At 59.4% G+C, this 11,998-nt stretch carries 12 protein-coding genes and 1 other annotated feature; of the genes, 5 read left to right on the top strand and 7 right to left on the bottom strand.

The window, feature by feature from the left end; genetic code table 11:
• Positions 1–83: 83 nt before the first annotated feature.
• The 4 genes from pheT to CLV97_RS01885 all read right to left on the bottom strand — a co-directional run bounded on the left by pheT (position 84) and on the right by CLV97_RS01885 (position 5,328).
• Entirely contained in the window at positions 84–2,498 is a 2,415-nt protein-coding gene (pheT, locus tag CLV97_RS01900; protein ID WP_106343835.1) for a phenylalanine--tRNA ligase subunit beta, read from the bottom strand.
• 12 nt (positions 2,499–2,510) lie between these two features.
• On the bottom strand, positions 2,511–3,545 hold the full coding sequence (pheS, locus tag CLV97_RS01895; protein WP_106343834.1) for a phenylalanine--tRNA ligase subunit alpha: 1,035 nt from the start codon (positions 3,543–3,545) through the stop codon (positions 2,511–2,513).
• A 41-nt stretch (positions 3,546–3,586) separates the two neighbouring features.
• Positions 3,587–3,819, bottom strand: a binding site (T-box leader).
• Positions 3,820–3,875: 56 nt separating this feature from the next.
• Entirely contained in the window at positions 3,876–4,673 is a 798-nt protein-coding gene (locus tag CLV97_RS01890; protein ID WP_106343833.1) for a TrmH family RNA methyltransferase, read from the bottom strand.
• A gap of 4 nt (positions 4,674–4,677) precedes the next feature.
• On the bottom strand, positions 4,678–5,328 hold the full coding sequence (locus CLV97_RS01885) for a potassium channel family protein (protein ID WP_106343832.1): 651 nt from the start codon (positions 5,326–5,328) through the stop codon (positions 4,678–4,680).
• Between the two features lie 115 nt (positions 5,329–5,443).
• On the opposite strand from CLV97_RS01885, the gene sspI reads away from it, so the two are divergent.
• Positions 5,444–5,683, top strand: coding sequence for a small acid-soluble spore protein SspI (gene sspI / locus CLV97_RS01880; RefSeq protein WP_106343831.1), 240 nt, complete (start codon positions 5,444–5,446; stop codon positions 5,681–5,683).
• A 157-nt stretch (positions 5,684–5,840) separates the two neighbouring features.
• Here the strand turns inward: sspI and CLV97_RS01875 are convergent, their stop codons facing one another.
• The 3 genes from CLV97_RS01875 to CLV97_RS18025 form a co-directional block, all read right to left on the bottom strand.
• Positions 5,841–6,044, bottom strand: coding sequence for a CDGSH iron-sulfur domain-containing protein (locus tag CLV97_RS01875; protein WP_106343830.1), 204 nt, complete (start codon positions 6,042–6,044; stop codon positions 5,841–5,843).
• A 339-nt stretch (positions 6,045–6,383) separates the two neighbouring features.
• Positions 6,384–6,779, bottom strand: coding sequence for an Hsp20/alpha crystallin family protein (locus CLV97_RS01870; protein ID WP_106343829.1), 396 nt, complete (start codon positions 6,777–6,779; stop codon positions 6,384–6,386).
• Positions 6,780–6,847: 68 nt separating this feature from the next.
• Complete coding sequence (locus tag CLV97_RS18025; protein ID WP_170070331.1) at positions 6,848–7,009, bottom strand: hypothetical protein; 162 nt, start codon at positions 7,007–7,009, stop codon at positions 6,848–6,850.
• Between the two features lie 181 nt (positions 7,010–7,190).
• Between CLV97_RS18025 and thiD the strand changes: the two genes are divergently transcribed.
• From thiD to CLV97_RS01850, 4 genes are all read left to right on the top strand, one after another.
• Positions 7,191–7,997, top strand: a complete 807-nt coding sequence (thiD, locus tag CLV97_RS01865; RefSeq protein ID WP_106343828.1) for a bifunctional hydroxymethylpyrimidine kinase/phosphomethylpyrimidine kinase — start codon at positions 7,191–7,193, stop codon at positions 7,995–7,997.
• Entirely contained in the window at positions 7,994–8,668 is a 675-nt protein-coding gene (gene thiE, locus CLV97_RS01860; RefSeq protein ID WP_106343827.1) for a thiamine phosphate synthase, read from the top strand. Before thiD ends, thiE begins: the two co-directional genes overlap by 4 nt.
• 275 nt (positions 8,669–8,943) lie before the next feature.
• Complete coding sequence (locus tag CLV97_RS01855) at positions 8,944–9,975, top strand: aldo/keto reductase (protein WP_106343826.1); 1,032 nt, start codon at positions 8,944–8,946, stop codon at positions 9,973–9,975.
• Positions 9,976–10,239: 264 nt separating this feature from the next.
• Positions 10,240–11,859 (top strand): SLC13 family permease, encoded by a 1,620-nt coding sequence (locus tag CLV97_RS01850; RefSeq protein WP_106343948.1) that lies wholly within the window; start codon positions 10,240–10,242, stop codon positions 11,857–11,859.
• The last annotated feature ends 139 nt before the right edge of the window (positions 11,860–11,998 follow it).

Below are 11,998 nucleotides of genomic sequence, written 5' to 3'. Positions count from 1 at the left end.
ACGCCTCCTCCACAGCGTGAAGGTGTGTATCATGTTTCTTTCGCCCTGTGAAGGGGTACTTCCTGCACATCCAGCTGATTGTCTTAAGTGCGCAGCCGGGCCCCGAAGACTCTCTCCAGTTCGTCGACGACGGCCTGATGGAACTTCGCCACTTCCTCGTCGGTCAGCGTTCGATCCTCCGCCCGGTAAACGAGGGAATAGGCGAGGCTCTTCTTTTCATTACCCACTTGCTCACCGGTATACACGTCAAACAGGGTGACCGATTCCAAATGTTCACCGGCGGCTCTGCGGATCACCTTCTCCACTTCGGCGGCGGGTACCCCCGCATCCACCACGATCGCCAGATCGCGGGTGGATGCCGGATAGCGCGGGATCGGTCGGAACAGGAGATCCGTTTTTGCCGCGTCCAGCAATACTTCCATATCCAGCTGGAAGGCAAAGGTTTCCTTGAGATCCAACTCATCCGAGAGGCGGGGGTGGATCTGTCCCAAAATCCCCGCAAACCGCCCGCCGATCCGAATCTCCGCCGTCCGACCCGGGTGGAATCCCTCCGGCCGGTCGGGGAGGAACTCCACGCCCTCAATTCCCAGACGCGCAAAGAGGGATTCCAAAATTCCCTTCACCCGATAAAAATCGGATGCGGTTTGTTCCCGCCAGTGAACCGGTCCCATCGGACCCGTCCACAGCCCGGCCAATTCCCAACGCTCTTCGGGAAGGTCGGTCAGGGGCTGCTTTTCCGCCAGATAGGTTCGACCGATCTCAAAAAGAGCCACATGCTCCTGACGGCGATGCACATTGTAGGCGGCGGACTGGAGCAAATGGGGCAACAAACTGGTCCGGAGCACGCTTCGTTCGTCACTGATGGGCATGCTGAGCGGAATCGGACGGGCATCGGGATGCAGGGACAATCCCTTTTCCCATTGCGGCGAGGTCAGGCTGTAAGTGACCGCCTCGTTCATTCCCAGGTAACGAAGGGTGTGGCGGATGGTTCGGCGCAGCCGCTGCTCGCGGGTCAGGCCTCCGCGGCCCTGGGAACCCTGGAGGAAAACCGCCGGAATCCGGTTGTATCCGTAGAGGCGCGCCACCTCTTCGATGATGTCCACCTCGATGTTCAGATCATTGCGCCGCGATGGCACCTGCACGTGGTAGACGTTTTCCTCCTTTTTCACGGGAAAACGGAGCCGGCGGAATATGTCCATGACGTCCTCTTCGCCGATATCCGCACCCATAAGGGAGACAATCCGCCCGTGACGCACCGGGATGATCTTCTCATCCACGTCTCCGCTTTTTTCCAGGACGATGGGGGAGGCCACGCGTCCCCCGGCCACTTCCACCAGCAGCTGAACGGCCCGCTTCAGCGCCGGAACGATCCGGCTTCGGTCCACTCCCTTTTCGAAGCGATTGCTGGCCTCGGAACGGAGTCCCAGCCGGCGCGAAGTTCGGCGGATCAACACCGGATCAAAGCAGGCCGATTCGATCAAAACCCGGGTGGTTCCATCCTTCACCTCCGAGTTGGCCCCGCCCATGACACCGGCAAGACCCAGGGGTTTGTCCCCGTCGGTGATCAGAATGGTATCCTGATCGCACTCCCGGGTCACCCCGTCCAGCGTTTCGAGCCGCTCGCCCTGCCGGGCCCTGCGGACGAGGATCCTTCCCCCCGAAACCTGGTCGTAATCAAAGGCGTGCAGGGGTTGACCGTATTCCAACATGACGTAGTTGGTGACGTCGACGATATTGTTGATGGGGCGAACCCCCGCCGCGATCAACCGGTTTTGCATCCACTGGGGAGACGGTCCCAAGCGGAGACCGTCGACGACTTGGGCGGCATAGACGGGACAGTCCGCCTCCGATTCGACGGCAACGCTCACGGGCAGCTCTGCACCGGTCACGGGCAGTTCCTTCGGCTCCGGCAGGCGAAGGGACCGGTCGAACACCGCTCCGGCTTCATATGCCATGCCGATCATGCTTAAACAGTCGGAACGGTTCGGCGTCAGGTCCAGTTCCAACACCTTGTCGTCCATCCCCAGCAGGGAACGGATATCCTGCCCCACCTTCGCTTCCTCGGTCAGGACGAGGATCCCTTCCGTCAGCTCCTTGGGAAGCAACTTTTCCGGAAGCCCCAGTTCCCCCGCCGAACAGATCATTCCCTGGGATTCCACGCCGCGGAGCTTCGCCCGTTTGATGCGGACATCCCCCGGCAGTTCCGCACCTTCCAGAGCCACGGGAACCAACTGCCCCTCCGCCACGTTGGGGGCGCCGCACACGATTTGGAGGAGATCCTCCTGTCCCACATCCACCCGGCACACGCGCAACCGCTCCGCTCCGGGATGGGGCTCCACCGATTTCACACGACCGACCACCACCCGCTGGACTCCCGGGTTCCGATCCTCCACCGCATCCACGGCCACGCCGGTCCGGGTCAAGCTCTCCGCCAGCTCGTCGGCATCAATTCCCGAGAGATCCACCATCTCCTTCAACCACTCATAGGACACGCGCATGATCCATCCCCCTCAAACCGATTGGTACTGACGCAGGAACCGAAGATCGTTGGTGTAAAAGTGACGGATGTCATCCACGCCGTACTTCAGCATGGCAATCCGTTCCACACCCATCCCGAAGGCGAAACCGGTGTACTTTTCCGAATCGTAACCGGCCATCTCCAACACCCGGGGGTGAACCATTCCGGAACCCAAGATTTCGATCCATCCGGTTCCCTTGCAGGTCCGGCAACCCCGGCCGCCGCAGATGATGCAGGAGATGTCCACCTCGGCACTGGGTTCGGTGAAGGGAAAATAACTGGGTCTGAGGCGAATCTGTTGATTCTCCCCGAACATCTTGCGGGCGAAGGCCAGGAGCACCCCGTTCAATTCGCTCATCGACACCCCGCTGTCCACCACCAGCCCTTCGATTTGCATGAACTGGTGGGAATGGGTGGCGTCATCCTCATCCCTGCGGTACACCTTTCCGGGACCGATCACCCGGACCGGGACCTGACCTTCCCGGGAGCGCAGGGTCCGCACCTGAACACCGGAGGTATGGGTCCGAAGCAGAATATGAGGGGTGATGTAGAAGGAATCCTGCATATCCCGAGCCGGATGATCCTTGGCGATATTCAGCGCTTCAAAGTTGATCTCGTCCCATTCCACCTCCGGCCCCTCCGCCACTTCAAAGCCCATTCCGATGAAGATGTCCTCGATCTGTTCAATCACCGCCGACAGGGGATGAACGGATCCCAAGGGCCGGGGATCGCCGGGCAGCGTCACGTCCAGCGCCTCTCGCTTGAGCCGCTCCTCCAGTGCACGCTCGGCCAGCTCCTCTTCCTTCTCCGCGATCAGGCGCTCCAGCTCCCCGCGGATTTCGTTGGCCAAGCCGCCCACCTTCGGACGATCCTGCGGGGGAACATCCTTCATTCCCCGGAGAATCGCGGTGATCTCTCCCTTTTTGCCCAAATATTTGACGCGCAGCTCCTTCAGTTGATCGGAACCTTCCGCCGCGGCAATCGACCTCTGCGCTTCCTCGCGCAACGCGTTCAAGCGCGAAATCATTCCCAGACACTCCCTTCCCTCGATATAAAAAATCTCCCGCCCAAAGGGACGAGAGATCGCGGTACCACCCTTTTTGAACGACAGCCGCAGGCATGCGGCGCCGTCCCCCTCTGATCGCGTTAACGGGCGAACCCGGTGCTCCCTACTCGGAAATCCTTTCAGGAGACAGCTCCGGAGCGAACTTCGAACCGCCGTTTCCCCGGAAATGCTCTCAGTCGCGACATCTCCTCCCTGTGGGGGCGTGCGGCCTACTCTTCTCCTTCATCGCCTTGACCGTAAAATTTGATATCTAGTATAGCGGAATTTTTCGGAAGCGGCAACCCGGCTCGGCTAGGCATTCCCCCACTTTTGCCGCAGCCGCTCGTAGAGCAACACCGCCGCAGTCACCGATACATTGAGGGATTCGACGCCGCCGGGCATCGGAATGCGAACCACCCCGTCGACGAGCTGTTCGAGGGCGGGATCCACCCCCCGCCCTTCGTTACCCAGCAAAAAGGCCGTCCGGGGCGGATACTCGTAACGAAAATGGACCGTCTCCGCCCGCGGATGAGTGCCGATCACGGCAACTCCCCGCCGACGGAGTTCCAAAATGGCGCTTGAGAGATCCACCTTTCGAACCGGCAGGCGGAAAAGAGATCCCATCGCCGCCCGGACGGTTTTGCTGTTGTAGGGGTCAGCCGTTCCCCTACCCAAAATGACGGCTGTCGCGCCGGAAGCCTCCGCCGTTCGCAGGATGGTTCCCAGGTTGCCCGGATCCTGCACCGCATCCAGGAGTATCAGCGTCTCCCCGATCGGAAGCGCTTCTTCATCTTCAACCCGGGGAAGCTCCAACTCCACCGCAATGCCTTGGGGGGTCTCCGTGTCCATCAGGCTTTGAAACAGGGACACAGGAAGGCGATACACCGGGAAGGCCCCCTCCCGAATCCCGGGGATTTCCGAGAGCAGCCGCTCTTTCCCCTCCTCCACCAGGCAGGAGCGCACCTTCCATCCGGCATCCATCGCCTCGGCCACCAGATGGGGACCCTCCACCAGAAGGGATCCGTACTGTTCCCTGCCCTTCCGGCGGTGAAGCTTTCGCCAGCGCTTGTATTGTTCGTTTTGGTTTGAGCTGATGTAACGGATATCCACGACCTCATGCCTCTTCTTCCAGCTTTTTCAGATCCCGGTTGTGTCCCAACACGATCAGGATGTCTCCCGAACGGATCACGTCATGGGCCGCCGGGGATACATTCATCCGTTCCCCGCTCCTGATCGCGATCACGTTGCAGCCGAAGCGGGCGCGAAAATTCAGGTCCTTGAGGGACTTTCCGCTGAACTTCTCCCCCGCGCTGATTTCCACGATGCTGTAGTCTGCGGACAGCTCGATAAAATCCAGGATGTTGGGGGAGATCAGGGAATGGGCGACGCGGACGCCCATGTCCCGCTCCGGGTAAATCACCTTGTCGGCTCCGATTTTGTACAGCACCTTGCCGTGAAGGTCGTTTCGGGCCTTCACCACGATCTTGTTGACGCCCATATCCTTCAGGATCAGGGTGGTCAAAATGCTGGACTGGATGTCATCGCCGATGGAAACGACCACCACGTCGAAGTTGCGGATGCCCAGGGCCTTCAAGGCCCTTTCATCGGTCGAGTCCGCCTCCACCGCATGGGTCACCAGCGAGGCGAAGGCCTGCACCCGTTCGGGATCCCGATCGACGGCCAACACCTCGTTTCCCATTTCGATCAGGGTCTTGGCGAGGCTGCCCCCGAAGCGCCCCAGACCGATCACGGCAAACTGTCTCATATTCCACCGTTCCTCCCTGTATCAATCGGATTCATTATATCACAGGCCGAGGGAGGGACAAACGGATAAGGAACACGGGAGGGGACAAAATAGTAAGCGAAAGGAGGGACGCCTGATGAACATCGATGTGCGCGGTGCCGTCATTCACAACATCCAAAACATGTCGGAGCAGGAATTGACCGACATGGTGAACGACACCCTCAAGCAACAGGAAGAAAAATTGCTCCCCGGTCTCGGCGTGCTGTTTGAGATCATCTGGGAAAACAGCGATTCTTCTTCCCGCAAGGAGATGATCTCCACCCTCCATGAAAATCTTCCCCGGGAAAAGGCGGTTCCCCCCGTATCACCGTCTTGATGCGCTCCCCGGCGGAGATTTTCCGAAAAGAAGAGGGAGCTGGAAGCTCCCCCGAACCAACCCGGCGCTGTGGCCGGTCGCACTCGTCAGGCGCGGCCGGATCCGCCCTGCGCCCTTTCACAATCCCGGAAGCCGGCCGTTCAAATACGGAGGCTCATCACGTTTCCTTCGCCCGGGTGCAGTCATCGAAGTTTCCCTTGTGCGATCCGTCGCAGAAGGGTTTCCTTTGGGACAACCCGCATCGGCACAGGGCGAAGGATTTTTTATGTTCGAACCGGTTTCCCTCCGCATCCAGAAGCTCCACATCACCAGTAATCAGATAGGGCCCCTTGTCCCGAATCTGGATCTTTACCACTGCCATCAGCGCTCCCCCCCTTGCTCGATCTACTTATCATCATAAACGAATTTGCAATATTGTGATAACCCCGGGACGAACGGATCCCATTCAGCCGCCCCTTCCGGAAGCAGGAGGAAAGATCCGTTCAACGCGGATGAGTCCGGCATCGAACGTCCGCCTGCCGGGATTGCGTCCCAAACCCGCTGCACCGGAACGCCGCTACTGCTCCCGGTCGATTCGTCCCCGGCACAGGTTATGCCTCCGCATCGATCGTCCCCTTCCACAAAAAAAGGCCGTGACCCCCTTAGGTCAACAGCCCCGGGGAAACCGGCCGGATTGGTCTTCAGAACAGCACGGGTTTCCTCAATATGCGTTTTTCCGCTTCGGAATGCGAACGATCAACGTGTTTTCCTTCAACTCCGTCTTCATCCGGGAAGCATCGACGGGTGCCGGAAGGGGATGAGCCACGAAGAAGTACGTCTCCGACCGCTGGAGCAAGGAGGGACGGCTTTCTCCGCCCTTCCTCGTTTCGGATCCTGTCCCCCCGCGGACCATCAACCGGTTTTCCGCCACGCGAACATCCAAATCATGACGCCTGTACAAACCGGGAATTTCCACCACCGCGATCACTTCCCGATCGGTTTCCGTCACCCGGACACCGATCATCGGCCCCTGCAACGGCATCCTGCTTCTCCGGATCAGCTGTTCCACCTCGGTCCAAAACCGGTCAAACGGCCAAAAAACGGGATGCTCCTTCAAGGGGGCACCTCCTTCTTCGCCGGCATCGGCCTTTTCATCAAAAAAACACCCCCGCCGCGGACGGAGGTTCAATAGAAATAGTCAAACCCGTCGAACCCGAAACCGTATCCACCCCACCATCCCCAAGCGCCGAACCACCAGAAGATGCCCAGCACGATCAAAAGGATGATCACGGCCACAACCCATTTCCAGCCGAATTGTCCAAAAAAGCTGGTGCGCAATTGACTCACCGATACCTCTCCTCTCACCGATAATCGTTCCTTACACTTTATGAAAGGAATTCATGGGCGGTCATGGACAGCTGACCCCGTGCGGGCCCATTTTTCCCTCCCTTGACGCTTTTGAAAACCAACCGATAAGATTGGGAAGGAAGAGGACAAGGGATAATCCCGCGCAAAAGGAGGGTCTCCCGTGAAAATTGCCAGGGCGCTGACCATCGCAGGGTCCGACAGCGGTGGAGGCGCAGGGATTCAGGCCGATCTGAAAACGTTTCAGGAGTTGGACGTGTTCGGCATGAGCGCCCTGACGGCCATCACCGCTCAAAACACGAAGGAAGTCACCGGAATTTACGAACTGCCGCCGGAGGCCGTCGCCAAACAGATCGACGCGGTGGTGACGGACATCGGTGTGGATGCGGCCAAGACCGGGATGATCTCCAGCATCCCCATCCTGGAAATCATCGCCGCCAAGGTGAAGGAACACCGCATTCATCATCTGGTAATCGATCCGGTGATGATTTCCAAGAGCGGAGCTGCCCTATTGAAGGAAGAAGCCCGCCATGCCCTCAAGCGGTTGCTGATTCCGCTCGCGGAGGTGGTGACCCCCAACCTACCCGAAACCGAAGTGTTGACGGGCATCACCCCCGACACCGAAGAAAAGCGCAAGGAAGCCGCCCGCCGGATTGTGGAGATGGGAGCCCGCTCCGTCGTCATCAAGGGGGGGCACCTCCGCGGCGAAAAGGCCGTCGATCTGTTCTTTGACGGGGAAACCTTTGAATATCTCACCGCTCCGCGCATCAAAACCCGACACACCCACGGCACGGGCTGCACCTTCTCCGCCGCTCTGACCGCAGAACTGGCCAAGGGCCGACCGCTTCCCGAAGCGGTGCGGACGGCGAAGGAATACATCACCGCCGCCATCCGCCACCCCTTGGAATTGGGCGGAGGTCACGGACCCGTCAATCATTGGGCCCACCGCCGGGAGGAGGAGAAGGGATGAAGGAGGCTCTCCGCTATTCCCTCTACCTGGTCATGGGAAGCCAGGACTGCCGCGGCCGCGATCCGGTTCGGGTCTTGGATCTGGCCATCGACGGAGGGATCACCCTGTTTCAATTCCGGGAAAAGAATTCCGGCCTCACCCTTCGCGAAACCGTCTCCCTGGGCGAGCGACTGCGCCACCTCTGCCGGGAGCGAAACATTCCCTTCATCGTCAACGACCGCGCCGATCTGGCCCTGCTATTGGATGCGGACGGCCTCCACGTCGGGCAGGACGACCTGCCGGTGTGGGAGGCCCGCCGGTTGATCGGTCCTCACCGCCTGCTGGGAGTTTCTGCGGAAACGGTGGAGGAGGCGGAACAGGCCCTTCGGGATGGTGCCGACTATTTGGGAGTGGGGCCGATTTACGCCACCGCCACCAAGCCCGATGCGGGCAAGCCGATCGGCACCCGCGCCATCGCGGAGATGCGGAAGCGCCTCTCGTCCCCGGTGCCCATCGTGGGTATCGGCGGAATCGATGTCCCGGGGGTCCCCGAAGTGATTCAAGCCGGCGCCGACGGCGTTGCCGTCGTCTCGGCCATCGCCGGAAAACCGGACCCGCGGCAAGCCGCGAAGGACCTGCTGCAGGCCGTGGAGCGGGCGACCGATTCCGCGGCCGGCCGGGAGTCAAGGTGAACCTCGTCGGTAAAAAAGTTTCCATGACCCTCCGGACCGTCGACTCCTTCGACGCCGCAACCGCCCCTGTCAACCGGTGCGGCTTAAACTTACCTCCAACCATCCGGCGGATGAATGAAACATCGCCGCCGAACGGAATGGACGGAACCTTCTCCACAAAACTGTCAAGGCCTGATTCGGTTTTCTGTCCCTACCCGTGATAAAATATGTAGAAAACGGGTCAAGCCGGGCGGGACCAGCTTCGCCCGCCGACATAGAGAGGGAGGATTCAACCCATGAAATACCGAAACATTCCCGGAATTGACATCCCCATCTCCGAAGTGGGCTTCGGAGTTTGGTCCGTCGCCACCCCCTGGTGGGGCGTCCGGGACGACGCATTGGGTAAACGCCTGCTGCGCACCGCCTACGAAGAGTACGGGATCACCTTCTTCGACACCGGTGATGTGTACGGTCAAGGGAAAGGGGAAACCCTGCTGGCCGATGCGCTGGAAGGCCTTCGGGACAAGGTGGTCATCGCCACCAAATTCGGCTACGACATCTATGCCAAGCGGGGCGACCGTCACGGCGGCCACTCCGAACTGCCCCAGTACTGGGATCCGGATTTCATCCGGAAGGCGTGTGAAGAAAGCCTCAGACGCCTGAAGACGGACACCATCGACCTTTACCAGATGCACAACGCCCGGATGGAAGTCATCCAGAGCGACGTCGTCCTGGAAACCCTGGAACGGCTGAAGGAAGAAGGGAAAATCCGCACCTACGGCGTCGCCCTCGGTCCGGATATCGGCTGGCGCGATGAGGGCCTTGCGGCCATCGACCGGAAGATGGACATGGTCCAGATCATCAACAACCTGCTGGAGCAGGATCCGGCCCGGGATCTGATCCGTGCCGCCGAGGAGAAGGACGTCTCCCTGGTCGCCCGCGTCCCCCACGCTTCCGGCCTGTTGGACGGAACCTACGATCCGGACAAACATTTCGATAAGACGGACCACCGGAACCATCGTCCGATCAAATGGATGCAGGCGGGGATCGAAGCGGTCCGCAAGCTTCGCTTCCTGTACGAGGGAACCGACCGGACCATCGGGCAGGCGGCCATCCTCTTCAACCTGGCCACCCCGGCGATCAAATCGGTGCTTCCCAACATCACCAGCGAAGAAAACCTCCGGGAATTCGCCCAGGCGCCGGACAAGACTCCCTTGTCGGAGGAAGAAATGCGCCGAATCGAAGAGCTGTGGACAAGCGAACTGGCGGAGAAGTTGAAACAGCCCTTCTCCAACAGCAAAGTGAAACCCACCCCCGTCGCCAAGTAAAACCCGACCTTGCAAGAAGGCGGTTGCCCCCAGCGGGCAATCGCCTTCTTTCGTCTCCCATTCCGGGAAACATCCCCCGATATCCGATTCAATCTTTTGGTGGAAATTTGACAATCTTACGGGAATGTGATGCGAATCACGTTTATAATTTTATATTCCCAACTCTTTTTAAAAAACATATTTTTCTTCTTGACGAAAATACCCTGATTCAGGGTATTATCGAAATATGTAAACGATTACACGGAGGTTAAGAACATGTACGGAATGGTAAGAACGACTTGGTCTCACCTGTGGAAATGGCACCATCAGGCCATTGACCTGCTCCGCTTCTCCGTCGGAATGGATGCCCGGAACGAGAAAAAGGAAGGTGGCGAAGGGGAAGCATCCCGCTCAAACGGTTCCCCTCCGTTCTACACCCGCCGTCAGCAGGTGGGACTGATTCTCGGACCGTTGCTGTTCATCGTGACCTTGTTTATTCTTTCGCCCCAGGGCATGTCCTACGAGGCGCAAGCCGTATTGGCCTCGACGCTGTGGATCGCCACCTGGTGGATCACGGAAGCGATTCCGATCCCGGCGACCTCCCTCCTGCCGATCGTGTTGTTCCCCTTGACCGGAGCCTTGGCATCCGGAGACACGACGGCTGCCTACGGCGACCCCACGATCTTTCTCTTCATGGGCGGCTTCATGCTCGCGCTGGCCATGGAGCGGTGGAATCTGCACAAGCGGATCGCGCTGAACATCATCTCCCTGGTCGGAACCAGCACGGAACGGATCATTCTGGGGACGATGGTGGCCACCGGATTTCTTTCCATGTGGATCTCCAACTCCGCTACAGCGATGATGATGATGCCGATCGGACTGGCCATCATCTATCAGATCGCGGAGTCGCTGAAGGAAGATCCCTCCGTGGACACCTCGCCGGGTAAGTTCAATTTCGGGAAATCCCTGATGCTGGGGATCGCCTACTCGGCATCCATCGGAGGCATCGGCACCCTGATCGGAACTCCTCCCAACGCCATTTTGGCGGCAACCGTCCGGAAAATGTTCGGCGTTGAAATCTCCTTTGCCCAGTGGATGCTGTTTGCCGTGCCGATGGTCGTCCTCCTGCTGGCACTGACTTGGTTTTATCTGGTGAAAGTGGCCTTTCCGATGAATCTGAAGAACATTCCCGGAGGACGCGAAGTGATCCAGGCGGAGAAACAGGCGCTCGGCCCCCTCACCGGGGAAGAAAGATGGGTCGGAATCGTGTTTTTTTTGGCGGCGGTCGCTTGGATTTTCCGTGTCCCGCTGGAAAAGGTGATTCCCGGGATCAACGACACCCTCATCGCCATCGGGGCTGCCCTCGTTCTCTTTGTCATCCCCTCCACCAACAAGCCGGGAGAACGGATCCTCAACTGGGAGACCGCGAAAAACCTGCCCTGGGGCATTCTCCTGCTCTTCGGCGGCGGCCTGGCGATCGCGGAAGGCTTTACCAGCACGGGATTGGATCAGTGGATCGGGAAACAGCTCACCCTGTTGGAGGGCGTCGGCTTTGCCCTCACCTTGGTGCTGACGATCACCCTGGTCATTTTCCTGACGGAGATCACTTCCAATACCGCCACCGCCACGATGATGTATCCGATCATGGCCTCCTTCGCCGCGGCCCTCAGCGTTCACCCCTACGGATTGATGATCGCCGCCGGGGTGGCCGCCTCCTGCGCCTATATGCTGCCGGTGGCAACGCCGCCCAACGCGGTCGTGTTCGGCTCCGGATATATTCGGATCGAGGACATGGCGCGGGCCGGTTTCTGGCTGAACCTGATCTCCATCGCGGTGATTTTTGTCGCCATCTATTTCTACCTGCCGCCGGTTTGGGGAATCGATCTGTTGTCTCCCCTGAAATAATCGGATCTCCTAACACGGAGGCCACCCGGTCCAACCGGATGGCCTCGGGATTTTGGCAGAATATCAAGAGGGAGGCGAATTTCGTCGAGCGGCTCGAAACCAAAGTGGAGCCGAGACGAAAATCGCCTCCCGGCTTCAA

It is taken from the genome of Planifilum fimeticola (assembly GCF_003001905.1).
Classification (GTDB): Bacteria; Bacillota; Bacilli; order Thermoactinomycetales; family DSM-44946; genus Planifilum; species Planifilum fimeticola.
This window is presented reverse-complemented; position numbering and strand designations above follow the sequence as displayed.

What these genes read in the sequence shown, in the direction of transcription:
- pheT (WP_106343835.1), bottom strand. Translation starts at nt 2,498, where the DNA reads ATGCGCGTGTCCTATGAGTGGTTGAAGGAGATGGTGGATCTCTCGGGA.
- pheS (WP_106343834.1), bottom strand. Translation starts at nt 3,545, where the DNA reads ATGATTTCGCGCTTGAACGCGTTGCGCGAGGAAGCGCAGAGGTCGATT.
- CLV97_RS01885 (WP_106343832.1), bottom strand. Translation starts at nt 5,328, where the DNA reads ATGAGACAGTTTGCCGTGATCGGTCTGGGGCGCTTCGGGGGCAGCCTC.
- sspI (WP_106343831.1), top strand. Translation starts at nt 5,444, where the DNA reads ATGAACATCGATGTGCGCGGTGCCGTCATTCACAACATCCAAAACATG.
- CLV97_RS01875 (WP_106343830.1), bottom strand. Translation starts at nt 6,044, where the DNA reads ATGGCAGTGGTAAAGATCCAGATTCGGGACAAGGGGCCCTATCTGATT.
- thiE (WP_106343827.1), top strand. Translation starts at nt 7,994, where the DNA reads ATGAAGGAGGCTCTCCGCTATTCCCTCTACCTGGTCATGGGAAGCCAG.
- CLV97_RS01855 (WP_106343826.1), top strand. Translation starts at nt 8,944, where the DNA reads ATGAAATACCGAAACATTCCCGGAATTGACATCCCCATCTCCGAAGTG.
- CLV97_RS01850 (WP_106343948.1), top strand. Translation starts at nt 10,240, where the DNA reads ATGGTAAGAACGACTTGGTCTCACCTGTGGAAATGGCACCATCAGGCC.